The organism is Corynebacterium sp. (genome assembly GCF_052107835.1).
Lineage (GTDB): Bacteria > Actinomycetota > Actinomycetes > Mycobacteriales > Mycobacteriaceae > Corynebacterium.
In genome coordinates, this window is record NZ_JBQEDF010000033.1 from 1 (window position 1) to 14545 (window position 14545).

Below are 14545 nucleotides of genomic sequence, written 5' to 3' on the forward strand. Positions count from 1 at the left end.
GGTCCAGGTGCGCCTCGATGGCGACACCCTGGGCGGGCATGTCCGGGTTGGCGACCAGTTCCAGCGACGCATCCGCGGTCAGCACGACAGCCTCGAGAAGCTCGTCGATGTGGGTGCCCTGCTTGGCGGAGATGTCGACGAACATGGTGTCGCCGCCGTACTCCTCGGGAACCAGACCGTACTCGGTGAGCTGGCCACGGATCTTCTCCGGGGAGGCGCCCTCCTTGTCGATCTTGTTCACCGCGACGACGATCGGCACGTCCGCGGCCTTGGCGTGGTTGATCGCCTCGACGGTCTGCGGCATCACGCCATCGTCCGCCGCGACCACCAGGATCGCGATGTCGGTGGCCTTGGCACCACGGGCACGCATGGCGGTGAACGCCTCGTGACCCGGGGTGTCCAGCAGCGTGAGCAGACGCTCACTGCCGTTGAGCTCCACCGGGACCTGGTAGGCACCGATGTGCTGGGTGATGCCGCCGGCCTCGTCGCCACCGACGTTGGTCTTGCGGACCGTGTCGAGCAGACGGGTCTTACCGTGGTCGACGTGACCCATGACGGTGACCACCGGGGGACGCTGCTGCAGGTCCTCGCTGGACCCCTCATCCTCACCGAACTGCAGGTCGAAGGACTTCAGCAGCTCGCGGTCCTCGTCCTCCGGGGAGACGACCTCGACCTTGTAGTCCATCTCGTCGCCCAGCAGACGCAGGGTGTCGTCGGTGACCGACTGGGTCGCGGTGACCATCTCACCGAGGTTGAACAGCGCCTGGACCAGTGCGGCCGGATCGGCGTTGATCTTGTCGGCGAAGTCGTTCAGCGAGGCGCCGCGGCGCAGACGGATGCTGGCACCCTTGCCGTTGGGCAGCTTGACGCCGCCGACCACGGACGGGGCCTGCATTGCCTCGTACTCGTTCCGCTTCTGCCGCTTCGACTTACGTCCGCGACGCGGTGCGCCACCGGGACGGCCGAATGCACCTGCGGTTCCACCGCGACGTCCGCCGCGGCCTCCGCGGGGTCCGCCACCGGGACCGCCGGAGCCGCCGGGTCCGCCCTGGCCTCCACGGCCACGACCGCCACCGCCACCGGTGCTGGCCTTCGCCGGCATCTGCCCGGGGCTGGGGTGGTTGGGCATCGAGGCGGGACTGGGCCGACGTCCGCCCGGCTTCGGCGACGCGCCCGAACCGCCGGCTGCACCGCCGGGACGCGGTCCCGGACGTCCGGCTCCGCCACCGGGACGGGGCATGTCGGACTTGCCGCCCTGGCCGCCGCGGGGACGCGGGGCCGGACGCTCGGTACCGGAGGAGAACGGGTTGTTGGCGACCCGCGGCGCACGGCCACCGGGCTTGGGGCCCGGCTTGGCGCCGGCACGGGCACCCGGCTTCGGGGACGGACGGTCATCCTGGCCGCCCTTGCCGTCCTGGGACGCCTGCTCACCCTGGGGGGCATGCGAACCACGGTCGGCCGGGGACGGCCGCGAGCCCGGCTTGCCGGACGGACGGTCCGCCGACGCACCGGGGGTGGGCTTCGGGCCGGGCTTCCGGCCCTCCTTCGCCGGTTCCGCGGCAGCCGGCTTGGGCTTGGCCGCACCCGGCTTCGGCGAGGAGGCCTTCTTCGGCTCCTCCGCCGGAGCGTCCGCGGGGGTTTCCGCGGTCGCGGACCCAGCCTCGGCCGGCGCAGCAGATGCCGCCGGGGCGGGCTTCGCCGCGGCGTCCGGTGTGGGCGCAGACGCGGATGCCTGGGCGGTCGGCTGACCGCTCAGGTCGGGCAGCGGGGCGTCCGACTTCTTGGACGCACCCACGCCATAGTGGTTCTTCATCTTCTTGACGACCGGCGGTTCCACCGTCGAGGACGCCGACTTGACGAACTCACCCTGCTCCTTGAGCGTGGCGAGAAGTTCCTTGCTGGTCACGTCGAGCTGCTTCGCGAGCTCGTGGACACGTAGCTTTCCGGGCACTACTCTCCTTCATTTCTTCAGGAGTCGCAGGCCTCGGCCCGTGGTGTGAACACCACAGTCGGCTACATACGACTCCAGGTCAGTTGGACACTCATCGCTGATGCTGCTTCATCGTGCGCTCATCAGTAATCGGTTTCCTTTTCCTTCTCGGCCACCGGGGCGGTGGTCAATGGCCGCACCCGCGAGATGAACTCCAGCACAGCTGTCGTGTCCGTCTCGGCAGGCACTTTCAACGCCCTGGCAAACGCCCGGCGTTGGACGGCGGTCCCGTACGCCTGCGGGGTCGCGGTGATCCATGCACCACGGCCGGGCAGACGCCGTCGCGGATCAGGGACGACACGTATCGTCCCCGTCCCGCCACCTTCCGGATCCGGCGCGTCCCGCTGCACGGCACAGCGCAGCAGGTGGGACGCGGGGTGGACCCTTCGGGTGGCGATGCAGGTCCGTAATGGACCTGCTGCCGAGGAGGCGGTGGCAGCGCGGTAGGACATGCGCGAACTCCTTCTCCTCGTCGTCAGACCGAGCATCAGTCTAACGCGTGAGGGCCCCTGACAGCCAACTGTGTGCCCCCTCGGCGCGTCCCGGCGTTGCCCCCGCACTCCCGTGGGGAGCGGTCACACACCCGCCGATGCCCCGACGCCGGACCCGCCGTCGGCGGATCCGTCCTGCTGCGGGGCATCCTGCTGGGACCCCTCCACGGAATCGTCCTGCGGATCGGACTCGGGACGGATGTCGATCTTCCAGCCGGTCAACCGGGCCGCCAACCGGGCGTTCTGCCCCTCGCGGCCGATGGCCAGCGACAACTGGTGGTCCGGCACGATGGCACGGGCGACCTGCAAGTCGTGGTCGGTGACGTCGACCCGCACGACCTTCGCCGGGGCCAGGGCATTGCCCACGTACACGTCCGGCCTCACGGAGTGGTCGACGATGTCGATCTTCTCCCCCGCCAACTCCTCCATGATCGCGGAGACACGCTGGCCCTTGGGCCCGATGCAGGCGCCCTTCGCGTTCAGGCCGTTGACCGTGGAGGTCACCGCCATCTTCGAACGGTGCCCCGCCTCCCGGGCGATGGCCACGACGTCCACCGACCCGTCGGCGACCTCCGGGACCTCCAGGGAGAACAGGCCACGCACCAGCTCGGGGTGGGTGCGCGACAGCAGAATCTGGACACCCCGCTGACCCCGGTTGACCGCCGTGACATAGCACTTCACACGCGTGCCGTGCTCCAGCTTCTCGCCGGGCATGTGCTCGGCGGCCAGGATCAGACCGTCCTGACCGTCGGCCTCCGTCCCGAGGTGGACGACGGTGATGCCGCGGTCGTTGGCGCGGGCGTCACGGTTGACGACACCGGAGACGACGGTCCCCTCGAGGTCGGCGTACTTGTCGTAGCTGGTCTCGGCACGGGCGATGTTGATCTGCCCGCGGATGGCGTCGCGCACCGCACGCGCGGCCGTGCGTCCGAAGTCCTCGGGGGTGTCGTCGAACTCGGCGGTGGTGTTCCCGTCCTCGTCCTTCTCCAGCCGGATCACCTGGACGGTGCCGTCGGTGCGGTCGATGTTGACCCGCGCAGGCCCCTCCACCTTCGTCATCTCCCGGTACGACTCCAGCAGCGCGGCGGAGATGGCGCCCAGCAGCGCACTCCCCCGGACATGCTCAAGGTCCTCCAGGGCGGTCAGGGCACTCAGATCAATCTTCACTTATCGTCCTTCTACGCTGCTGTCTTCTCAGGCAGTCAGGTCACGGTACTGCTCGGGATCGAGGCCCACCAGGTCGCGTTGGTCCGCGGGTGCCTCAGAGAACTCAACTTCTACCAAAGCACCTGCCACGGACGCCAATTCCCGGGCCTCCACGGTCGGCGCATCCTTCTTCCTCTCCCCCGGCCGGATCAGCCACACGGTCGCTGCGTGGGACTCGGCCGCGCTCCCCGACTCGCCGACACCGGCGATGCGCAGCTTCTCCTTGGTACCGCCGTTGCCGTCGACCTGCAGGGTGACCAGTCGGCCGATGTTGCGGCGGAAATGACGGGGTGCGGTCAGCGGGGTGTCCAGGCCGGGGGTGGTGACCTCGAAGGTGTACCCGGGGCCGAAGCTCAGGTTCCCGGACTCCTCCCGGCTGTCGAACTCGGCGGACACGGCCTGACTGAGCTCCTCGAGGAGATCCAGGTCAGGACGGTCATCGGCATCCACGGCCACGCGCACCGCCGACTTCGCCCCCGCCCGTGTCACGGTGATCGCCTCGAGGTCGAGGCCGAGGGTCTGCGCCAGTGGGGAGACGACCTCGGCGAGGTCCTGTTCAGAAGGGAAAGCCATGCCCTGAACCCTAGCACCGGGTGCGGATGGCAGTATGGGACCGTGCACGAGTCAACTTTCCCCCGGCCCGCCCGGCGCCCCATGGTCCGCCGGGCAATGGGCATCGCCGCCGTACTCACCCTCACCTCGACCGCCGGGGCGCTGACCGCCTGTTCCACCGAACCACCGGAGCCGGATTCCGCACTGGTGGACGTCGACAGGGAGTTGGTCGCGCTGAATGAGACGGACAGTGCCGGGGGCTCACCGATCTTCACGGAGCAGGCAGAGGCCGTCGACAAGGAGGTCCTGCGGCTGTGCGGCACCGATAACGAGGGCGAACCGCCCGAGGAGTGCACCACGCACACCGACGTCGGCTTCGAGGGCGAACCCTCGGTGTCCGGCGTCCGGGAGTCCATGATGACGCTGATCGGCGCGGACGGGGACGCCGACTACGAGGGCGCCCCCGGCGATGACGGGGTGCGCGACCGGGCGGGCCTGCTCACCGGACTGCACGCCGCACTGGCCACCATCGACGAACGCGGCGGCTCGCCGGCGATCGACCAGGAACTGCTGGACGGGGGCTTCAGCGACAGCGGGGACACCGCACAGGCGCTGGAGCCCGTCGCTGAACTCGTCCACCAGGCGGTGTACCTCAGTGGGGTCGTCCTGCCGGAGGCCGGCGGGGACCGTGGGACGGTCGTGACCGTGGGAACCCGGATGCGCTCGATCAGGGACGCGGTCGAACCGGTGTCCGGGGTTGCCGCCGCACCGGGGTACTCGGACACCGGTTCAACCGACGACTCCTCCGCTGCGGGGACCCTGTTGCCCGCGGTGCACGCGGTGACCGTGGAGCTGCGGCGGGCCGTGGATTCGGTCGCGGCGGAGGACCGCGCGGTGACGGCCATGTGGGCGGCGGTCTCCGCACGCTCCGAGGCCGCCCTGGAGGACGCCCTGGGTGAGGATCCGCTGGCGGTCAGTATCCGCGGGGAGTAACCGCGGGGATGACGCGGGAAGGGCCCGCCGGTTGTTCCGGCAGGCCCTTCGGTCGTTCTGCTTCTTCCTGTCGGGGATCCGACGCGCCCTGGTTCTCAGCTTCAGGTGCTCCTGCAGCTGTTCCGGACTCATCTTCCAGGTCCCCGCGTTCGTCGCATTGCTGCGCTTCCCCGCGTTATCCGAGATACTCACCTCCCACGTCATGCTGGGACGTCCCCTGATTGACCGGGACATCGTTGGGGGCTCACCGTAGCACGGCATCCCGGCATCCAGCGTCGGTGTCACCCCACCCACACCAACCCTGGCCGCCGCGATGCCGTCGGGGTGCCAGGGCCGTCCGGGAGCCTACAGCCCCCGCACAACCCCGGCCACGGAGTCCACCGCGCTCCCGTAGTCCACGTGGCTCACCTCCCCGGTCATCCGGTTGCGCAGTTCCACGGTGCCCTCGGCGAAACCACGTCCCACCACGACCACCAGGGGCACGCCCAGCAGCTCGGCGTCCTTGAACTTCACGCCCGGGCTGACCTTCGGCCGCTCGTCGAAGAGCACCTCCAGACCCGCACCGGACAGGCCGTCCGCCAGTTCCTGGGCCGCCTCACCGGCGGCCTGGTCCTTGTTGGCGATGACCAGGTGCACGTCGTAGGGGGCAACCGTCGACGGCCAGCGCAGTCCCTTCTCGTCGTGCATCTGCTCGGCGAGCACGGCGATCAGGCGCGAGACGCCCAGCCCGTAGGAGCCCATGGTGGGCACGGAACGCTTGCCGTTGACGTCCAGGATCTGCACGTCGAAGGCCTCGGTGTACTTGCGGCCCAGCTGGAAGATGTGGCCGATCTCGATGCCGCGCTCCAGGGTGAGCGTGCCCTTGTTGTCCGGCGCCGGGTCACCCTCGCGGATGTTGGCGACCTCGATGTAGCCGTCCGGGGTGAAGTCGCGTCCGGCGACCATGTTGACCACGTGCCGGCGCGGGGCGTCCGCACCAGTGATCCAGGATGTGCCGTTGACCACGCGCGGATCCGCCAGCACGCGCACTCCGTTGGACGCCAGGCCGCGCGGGCCCACGTAGCCCTTCACCAGGAACGGGTTCGAGAGGAAGTCGTCCTCGGTGGCGAGTTCCACGGTGGCCGGCTCCAGGGAGGCCTCGAGGCGCTTCATGTCCGCCTCACGGTCGCCGGGCAGGAGCACCCCGGTCAGCTCGGAGGAACCGCCGGGCTCGGTGATCTTCACGACCAGGCACTTCAGGGTGTCGGAGAGTTCGACCCCGCGACCGTCGACGGTGATGCCCTCGTTGTTCGCCCAGGACACCAGCGAGTCCATGGTCGGCGCGTCCGGCGTGTGGTACTCCCGGGCGTCCGGGAGGCCGTCGACCGGGCGCGACTCCGGCACCGGGGTCACGATGGCCTCGACGTTCGCGGCGTAGTCGCCGCCGGTGGCACGGACGAAGGTGTCCTCACCGTTGGGCGAGACCGCGAGGAACTCCTCGGAGGCCGAGCCGCCCATCGCGCCGGACGTCGCCGCGCAGATGGCGTAGTCCACACCCAGACGGTCGAAGACCGCCTGGTAAGCGCGGCGGTGTGCCTGGTAGGCGTCGTCCAGTCCCTCGTCGTCCATGGTGAAGGAGTAGGAGTCCTTCATGATGAACTCCCGGCCGCGCAGGATGCCGGCGCGGGGACGCTCCTCGTCCCGGTACTTCGTCTGCACCTGGTACAGGATCACCGGGAAGTCCTTGTAGGACGAGTACTCACCCTTGACCAGCGTGGTGAACAGTTCCTCGTGGGTGGGCCCCAGGAGGTAATCCTGTCCCTTGCGGTCCTTGAGACGGAACAGGGAGTCGCCGAATTCGTCCCACCGCCCGGAGGCGTCGTACGCCTCCCGGGGCAGCAGGGCGGGGAGCCGGATCTCCTGGCCGCCGATGGCGTCCATCTCCTCGCGGACGACCTTCTCCACGTTGCGCAGCACCCGCAGCCCCAGCGGCAGCCACGAGTACACGCCCGGAGCCGCGCGGCGGATGTAGCCGGCGCGCACCAGGAGCTTGTGGCTGGGGACCTCCGCGTCGGCGGGGTCATCGCGCAGGGTACGCAGAAAGAGAGAGGACATCCGGGTGATCATGGGGGGTACTCTAGTTCATCCGGTACGTGCGTATCGCTAGGGTGTACCGCATGTTTATCCTCCTCCCCCCGTCGGAGACGAAGGCACCGGGCGGCGACGGACCCGCGCTGGACGTTTCGGCCCTCTCATTTCCGTCACTGAATGACATCCGCAGACGGAACATCGCCGACCTGACGGCGCTCGACGTGGACGATGCGCTGGGGGTTCTGGGGATCTCCGGGAAACTCCGCGGGGAGGCGGAAGCCAATGCGCACCTGCAGGACGCCCCGACGATGCCGGCGATCCTGCGCTACACCGGGGTGCTCTACGACGCCCTGGACGCGCCGTCGCTCTCCCCCGCAGCGCAGTCCCGGCTGGGGGTGGGTTCGGCGTTGTTCGGTGTGCTGGGCGCCGGTGACATGGTCCCGCACTACCGCCTGTCCGCAGGGACGAAGCTCCCCGGGGCCGGCACCGCGGGGACGCCGCCGACCATGAAGGCGCGGTGGGGCACGGCGGTGTCAGAGGCGTTGTCCGGGGTCCAGGAGTCGACGGGGACCGTGGTGGACCTGCGCTCGGGCGGCTACCAGCAGCTGGGCCGCCTGCCCGGGGCGGTTACCGTGCGGGTGGAGTCGGTGCGGGACGACGGGACACGCAAGGTCGTCAGCCACTTCAACAAGCACTACAAGGGTGTGCTCGCGCGGGTGCTGGCCTCGGCGGAGGCGTCGCTGGAGACGCCCGGTGACGTGGCGGGAGTGGCCGCGATCGCGCAGGACGCCGGCATGACCGTGGAGGTCAACGGGGATTCCCCGTCCGGCAGGGGCCCGACGGACTCGTTGACGCTGGTGGTATAAACCGCCGGCTCGCGGAGTCTCGATATCGCTGACTCTCGTAATCTCTGAATCTCTGATTATCGAGCGTCCTCCTCTTTCTCGTAATCTCTGATCCTCGGATTCTCCCCGGCGAGGTATGCTGGCCGCATGCCGACCCCGGAGATCCGCAACAACCCTTTCCGTCCCACCTTCGGCGTCCCGCCACACTACTGGGCGGGGCGCCGCATCATCCTCGATGAATTCGACGATGCCCTGACCAAGGGCCCCGGTGCCGCCGCGCGCAGTCTGGTCATCAGCGGCTCCCGGGGCATCGGCAAGACCGTGCTGCTCAATGAGATCGAGGACGTCGCGTCCCGACGCGGCTGGATCATCCTGAGCGTGTCCGGGCGCGGAAACCTGGTCTCCACACTGGTCGACTCCGTGATCCCCGAGAAGATCCGGGAGCTCTCCCCCGCCCGCAACCGACGCATCAGCGGTGTCAGCATCTCGGGGATCGGCTCGGTGAGAACCGAGGACGTGGACAGTTCCGAACCGGTACCCACCCTCGACTCCCGGCTCCGGGAACTCCTCGCCCTACTCGACGGGACGGGTGTGCTGGTCACCGTGGACGAGGTGCAGGACGCCACCACCGAGGACCTGTCGGTCATCGCAGGGGCGTACCAGGGGCTGCTTCGGAGGGAGGCGGACGTCGCTCTGGCGATGGCGGGATTGACCTACGGCGTGGACGAACTGCTGCGGCTCCCCGGGACCACATTCCTGCGCCGTTCCCGCCGCTACGACCTGGGCCCGCTGACCGACGACGATGCCGAAGACGTTCTCGAGACGACAGCCGGCGACTCCGGCCTCCCGTTCACCGTGGACGCACTCGACCTCGCCGCGGACATCGCCCAGGGCTACCCCTACCTGGTGCAGCTCCTCGGCTCACTGGCGTGGGACCGGGCACACCTGCGTGGAGAATCGACGATCTCCGCTGCATCGGTGGAGACGGAGAAGCAGGAGACGATCATGACGATGGGGACCAACGTCCACTACCCGTCACTCCGCGACCTCCCGCAGGCTCAGCACGCCTACCTGTCCGCCCTCGCCGATCTGGGAGATGGACCACAACCCACGGCGGGTGTTGCCGAGAAACTGGGGAAAACCCAGCGTACCGCGAGTGACACACGGGCACAGCTGATCCAGCGTGACCTCATTGCGCCGGTTGGCCGGGGCAAGGTCGAGTTCACGCTGCCCTACCTGGGCGACTGGCTGCGCGGTCCGGGAACCGTGCGCCGGGTGCAGTGATCAGCGCCGCGCCGCGGCCTCCCCGACCACGATGATCGCCGGGGAGCCCAGACCCCCGCGCTCGATGGTCACCCCCAACGTGCCGAGCGTGGCCGGGGTCACGCGCTGCTGCTCGGTGGACGCGTTCTCGATGACCACGGCAGGGGTGTCGGCGTCCCGCCCCCGCTGCACCAGCTCAACGGCGATCGCCCCGGCATTGCGCATCGCCATGATCAGCACCAGTGTGCCGGTCATCTGCGCCAGCGCCGACCAGTTCACGAGGGACTTCCCGTGACCGGGTGGAAGGTGCCCGGAGACCACGGTGACATCGTGGTTGAGTCCCCGGTGGGTCAGGGAGATCCCCGCCGCCGCCGGGGCCGAGGTCACCGAGGTCACCCCCGGGATCACTTGCACCGGGATACCGGCCTGCGCACAGGCCTCGACCTCCTCGTGCCCGCGCCCGAAGATGTAGGGGTCCCCACCCTTGAGCCGGACCACGTTCAACCCGGCACGGGCTTTCCCGATCATGATCTCGTTGATGCGCTCCTGGGAGACCTGGCGGGAGTACGGGATCTTGGCGACGTCGATCAGCTCCGCGCCGCGCTCCGCGGCCTCCTCCGCCAGCGACACCGCCCCGAGGTGGTCGGCGAGGATCACGTCCGCCTCCCCGATGGCGCGCACCCCTGCGACGGTCACCAGGTCGGCATCCCCCGGACCCCCGCCGACGAGAGTGACGGTGCCGGTGACGGTCCCTCCACCGGATTCAGCGGCGCGTCCTGCGCCCTGTCCTGTACTCCCCCGGCGGTCGTCGACCGGGATGCCCCGTGCACCCGCCCACGCCGCCAGATCCCCGGCAACCTCCGCGGGGGTTCCTGCGGGAATCCGGACCATTCCGACCGTACGGGCGGGGTCGGCGTCGAGATCCGCCGCGGTGAGCGCTACCGCTCCCCGGTCCCGCAGCAGTTCAGCGGTGATCGCCGCCTCCGGTCCGTCCGCCACCAGCACCGGTACCCCGGTCAACACAAGACTCATGTCTGGCGAGTCTAGTCCCCCGGGTCCGACCCGGACTACGCCAGCTTCAGCGTCTTCTGGCTGCGCTCCCACTGCTCGTTGTACAGCGGGATGTCGTTCGACAGACGGTCACCGTAGGACGGGATCATCTCCTTGAGCTTCGGCGCCCAGTCGTGCATCCGGTCGCCGAAGCAGCGCTCCAGCACCTCGATCATCGCCGACGGGGCGATCGACGCCCCGGGCGACGCTCCCATCAACCCGGCGATCGAGCCGTCGTTGGAGTTGATCATCGCGGTACCGAACTCCAGCGAACCGAACTTCGGCGCGCCGATCGGCTTGATGACCTGCACGCGCTGTCCGGCGGTGACCAGCTCCCAGTCGTCCCCGTTGACCTCGGGGATGTACTCGCGCAGCGATTCCACGCGGGCGGCCTGGTCCTTCAGCACCTCCTCGACGAGGTACTTCGTCAGGCCCAGTTCCTGGACGGCGACACCCAGGTAGGACGGGATGTTGCCCGGACGCAGCGACTTGAACAGGTCCAGGAAGGAGCCCTGCTTCAGGAACTTCGGGGTCCAGCCGGCGTACGGGCCGAACAGCAGGCCCTTCTTGCCGTCGATGATGCGGGTGTCCAGGTGCGGCACGGACATCGGCGGGGCACCCTTGGCGGCCTTGCCGTAGACCTTCGCCGAGTGCTTCTCGATGAGTTCCTCGTTGGTGCAGCGCAGCCACTCGCCGGAGACCGGGAATCCGGCGTAGCCGCGGATCTCCGGGATGCCTGCCTTCTGCAGCAGGGGAAGGGCCATGCCACCGGCGCCGACGAAGACGAACTTCGCGTGGACGGTGGAGGTGTCACCGTTGTGCAGGTTCTTGACGGTGAGCTTCCAGCCCGAGCCGTCGCGGGTGACGTTGGCGACCTGGCTCCCGTAGCGGACCTCGACGCCCTCGGAGGTGACCGCGTCCAGGTACTGGCGTGTCAGCGCGCCGTAGTTGATGTCGGTGCCGGCATCGGTCCAGGACACGGCAGCGGGGTCGGAGAAGTCACGTCCCTCCGCCATCAGCGGCAGCTTCTCGGAGAAGACGTCCTCATCGTCGGTGTACTCCATGCCCGGGAACAGCGGGTGCTCCTTCAGGGCCTCGTAGCGGGCCCTGATGTAGTCGACCTGGGCGGTGCCGTGGCCGAAGGACATGTGCGGGGTGGCGTTGATCCACTCGCTCGGCTCACCGAGGATGCCCTCCTCGACGAGGTAGGACCAGAACTGGCGGGAGACCTGGAACTTCTCGTTGATGCCGACGGCCTTGGCGATGTCGATGCGGCCGTTGACCTCGGGGGTGTAGTTCAGCTCGCACAGCGCCGAGTGGCCGGTGCCGGCATTGTTCCACGGGGAGGACGACTCCGACCCGGGGACATCGAGGCGCTCGATGATCAGCTGGCTCCAGTCGGGCTGGAGCTGGCGCAGCATCACGGACAGGGTGGTGGAGATGACACCGGCGCCGATGAGGGCGACGTCGACGTGATCATTCTGGGAAGGTGACACGTTAAACTCAATCCTTTTCATCGCTGCTGTTACGCCGCTGCCGTTCAACCGTCGGGCGGCGACCACAATGATGCGATGTTACTTGCTGACGCGCCCTACACAACAACCAACCCCCGCTGTCGGGTGCCGTGTGGGGTCGCTTCGACGGCACCCCTGGACGATAGGATGACCACCGTGAATCCTTCGTCAGCCTCGACCTCCCCGTCCCCGGCACCCGGCCCGGTGCCCGCCGGAACGGCGGTGAGCCACCAGACCCTGGCCACCACATTGTCCCATCCACTGGGAATTAGCGTCCATGAACTGGACTTTGAGCCGGACCTGCTGGGCCCGGACTACACACGCCACACCATCGAGATCGGGCCCGACCCCGACAGGGAACCCGGCACCGTCGTCACCACCCTGGTGCGCCACCGCCCGCAGGACGACACCGGTGACGCGGGGGCAACCGACTGGGGGGCACGTCCTGCGCTGCTCTTCGTCCACGGCATGACCGACTTCTTCTTCCAGACCCACGTCGCCGAGCACTTCCACGCCCGCGGCTACGCCGTCTACGGACTCGATCTGCGCAAGTGCGGACGCAGCCACCGCGACGGGCAGACATGGCACCACGTGACCTCCCAGAGCATCTACGACGAGGACCTCTCCATCGCCGTCTCCCTGCTCGGCGCCGGCCACGCCGGGGTGGTTCCCGTCGGGCACTCCACCGGCGGACTGGACGTCACGATGTTCCTGGCCCGGCTGCACGCCGCGGCCGACCGCGGTGACGCCGCCCGTGGTGCCCTGCACCGGGCAGTGAGCGGGGCAGTACTGAACAGCCCGTGGCTGGGACTGCAGTTCGACGCCGGGACGAACCTGATCATCCGCCGCCTCTTCCCGAAGGTGGCTACGGTGGCCCCGCGCTGGCACGTGCCCGGCGGCATCAACCCCACCTACGGGCGCACCCTGCACGTCGAGGAGAACGGCGAGTGGGACTACGACCGCACCCTCAAGCCGCTGCTGCCGCGCCCCAAGCAGGTCAGCTGGCTGGTGGGTGTCAACCGCGAAATCGAGAAGCTGCACACCGGGCGGTGGTCGACCGGGGTCCCCACGCTGCTGGTGTGCTCGGACGCGTCCAGCCCCGGCCGCAGCACCTCCGACGGCAACGGCGGCCGGGTGCCCGAGGAACTGGCCTATGTGACGGACACGGTGCTGAGGCCCTCACAGATGCTGGCCGCTGCCCCGCTGGTGGATCCCACGTGTGAGGTGCAGGTCATCCCGGGGGCGGTGCACGATGTGTTCCTGTCGCGGCCCGAGGTGCGCTCGGCCGCGTTCACCGCCGTGGACGGGTGGCTGGAGGGTGTGGCTCTGGTGTAGCGGCAGCGCGGCATAGCGGTATCGCGGCATCGCGGCATCCTGGGTCGGTTTTGACCCTCCGGGAACAACCCTGGATGCCGTGATGCGGGCTACCCATTCAACTCCCCCAGTGCCCGGTCGATGGCGTTGCGGATCTGGGCCAGCATCTTCCGTGGATTGCGCATCAGCTTCCTGTTCACCCTGATGACCGTCCAGCGCCTGTCCTGCAGGTCCTGGATCTGCTCGAAGTCCTTCTCGGTCTGCGACTCCACATCGTGGTGCGCACCGTCGTAGTAGAGCCCGATCCGCAGCGTGCGGCACCCGATGTCGAAGAAGGTGCGCCCGTCCTCCGGTGTCGATCCCAGTTGGACCTCCACCTGGGTCTCCCAGCGGTGGCCCGTCGGGAGCATGTCGCGGACGAACAAGCGCAGCTCGGTCTCCCGCGGCGATTCCGCTCCGAACGCCACGAGCTTCTGCAGTCTCTTCAGTTCCGCCTTCGCGACAATCCCCGTCGCTGCCGCGGCGAACTGGTTCCAGGTCACATACGTGCACATGGCGAACGCGTCGATCAGCTGGACCGCGCGGGCCTGCCGCGGCGTGAGCCCGGGGATGTTGACCACGTGCCACACATGCTTGCCCGACAGTACGGAGCGCACGCACTGCGCCAGCGCAATCGGTGCACTGACCACGCGGAGCCCGGGGAAGGCGGGGTCAGGGCAGACGGTGTCCCTCTCCTGGTCGAAGCCTGAGGGGAGCGCTCGTACGGCAGCGCGCAGCGGATGTTTCGTGGCCACCGAGGTCCGGTCCGAGCCCCTCGACGGAATGTCGTCGCTGAGGAGAAGCACGGGCGCAGAGTCCGCCCAGTACGTCAATCCGTGGTACCTGGCGGCACCCCATCCGCCGAGCACGCAATCGGGGTGGTTCATCAGCTGCGCCCGCGCACGCTGGCAGATGCATCGTGGGTAACCGCCCAGGTCCCGACGGTCACCAACGCCACCGCCCGCGTTTCCCTCCGCAAGGGCCTCGACCACGACTCCGTACGCGAGTGTGTCGTACCCGGTCTCGACCGCCCACCTGGTCAGACCAGAAGAGATGGCAACCTGCCTTCGTACGGGAATCTCCGGGGGAAGGATGCCGCCGCAGTACCAGGGACCCCGTCCCGGGCGGAAGCGTCCCTCGGCGAGTGCCTGAACAATGTGTGGAGGGAGTCTCCATGCCGGGTTGGCCGGCTGCTGCCCTGCCCCTCCAGCCCGACCG

12 protein-coding genes are annotated in these 14545 nt (G+C 68.8%); 4 read left to right on the plus strand and 8 right to left on the minus strand.

Annotated elements, in window-relative coordinates; genetic code table 11:
* The 4 genes from ACTIL2_RS09280 to rimP form a co-directional block, all read right to left on the minus strand.
* The coding region (locus ACTIL2_RS09280; protein WP_442337177.1) for a translation initiation factor IF-2 N-terminal domain-containing protein at nucleotides 1–1951 on the minus strand (1951 nt) is incomplete at its 3' end.
* A 122-nt stretch (nucleotides 1952–2073) separates the two neighbouring features.
* The gene (locus tag ACTIL2_RS09285; RefSeq protein WP_442337178.1) at nucleotides 2074–2442 is read right to left on the minus strand and encodes a YlxR family protein; all 369 of its coding nucleotides are present in this window, start codon (nucleotides 2440–2442) and stop codon (nucleotides 2074–2076) included.
* Between the two features lie 123 nt (nucleotides 2443–2565).
* On the minus strand, nucleotides 2566–3648 hold the full coding sequence (nusA, locus tag ACTIL2_RS09290) for a transcription termination factor NusA (RefSeq protein WP_442337179.1): 1083 nt from the start codon (nucleotides 3646–3648) through the stop codon (nucleotides 2566–2568).
* Between the two features lie 27 nt (nucleotides 3649–3675).
* Complete coding sequence (rimP, locus tag ACTIL2_RS09295; protein ID WP_442337180.1) at nucleotides 3676–4260, minus strand: ribosome maturation factor RimP; 585 nt, start codon at nucleotides 4258–4260, stop codon at nucleotides 3676–3678.
* 42 nt (nucleotides 4261–4302) lie between these two features.
* Between rimP and ACTIL2_RS09300 the strand changes: the two genes are divergently transcribed.
* The gene (locus ACTIL2_RS09300; RefSeq protein ID WP_442337181.1) at nucleotides 4303–5232 is read left to right on the plus strand and encodes a hypothetical protein; all 930 of its coding nucleotides are present in this window, start codon (nucleotides 4303–4305) and stop codon (nucleotides 5230–5232) included.
* Between the two features lie 345 nt (nucleotides 5233–5577).
* On the opposite strand, the gene ACTIL2_RS09305 is transcribed toward ACTIL2_RS09300, so the two are convergent.
* The gene (locus ACTIL2_RS09305; protein WP_442337182.1) at nucleotides 5578–7338 is read right to left on the minus strand and encodes a proline--tRNA ligase; all 1761 of its coding nucleotides are present in this window, start codon (nucleotides 7336–7338) and stop codon (nucleotides 5578–5580) included.
* A 50-nt stretch (nucleotides 7339–7388) separates the two neighbouring features.
* On the opposite strand from ACTIL2_RS09305, the gene yaaA reads away from it, so the two are divergent.
* A complete protein-coding gene (yaaA, locus tag ACTIL2_RS09310; protein ID WP_442337183.1) occupies nucleotides 7389–8168 on the plus strand; it encodes a peroxide stress protein YaaA in 780 nt (259 codons plus the stop codon).
* 126 nt (nucleotides 8169–8294) lie between these two features.
* Nucleotides 8295–9431: an AAA family ATPase gene (locus ACTIL2_RS09315; RefSeq protein ID WP_442337184.1), complete on the plus strand. Its 1137-nt coding sequence runs from the start codon at nucleotides 8295–8297 to the stop codon at nucleotides 9429–9431.
* On the opposite strand, the gene cobA is transcribed toward ACTIL2_RS09315, so the two are convergent.
* On the minus strand, nucleotides 9432–10442 hold the full coding sequence (gene cobA, locus ACTIL2_RS09320; RefSeq protein ID WP_442337185.1) for a uroporphyrinogen-III C-methyltransferase: 1011 nt from the start codon (nucleotides 10440–10442) through the stop codon (nucleotides 9432–9434).
* A 35-nt stretch (nucleotides 10443–10477) separates the two neighbouring features.
* Nucleotides 10478–11977: a malate dehydrogenase (quinone) gene (gene mqo, locus ACTIL2_RS09325; protein WP_442337186.1), complete on the minus strand. Its 1500-nt coding sequence runs from the start codon at nucleotides 11975–11977 to the stop codon at nucleotides 10478–10480.
* Between the two features lie 153 nt (nucleotides 11978–12130).
* Here mqo and ACTIL2_RS09330 point away from each other — a divergent pair, with 153 nt between their 5' ends.
* Nucleotides 12131–13309, plus strand: coding sequence for an alpha/beta fold hydrolase (locus tag ACTIL2_RS09330; RefSeq protein WP_442337187.1), 1179 nt, complete (start codon nucleotides 12131–12133; stop codon nucleotides 13307–13309).
* 89 nt (nucleotides 13310–13398) lie between these two features.
* Here ACTIL2_RS09330 and ACTIL2_RS09335 read toward each other — a convergent pair whose 3' ends face one another.
* Nucleotides 13399–14214: an endonuclease domain-containing protein gene (locus tag ACTIL2_RS09335; protein WP_442337188.1), complete on the minus strand. Its 816-nt coding sequence runs from the start codon at nucleotides 14212–14214 to the stop codon at nucleotides 13399–13401.
* Nucleotides 14215–14545: the final 331 nt, after the last annotated feature.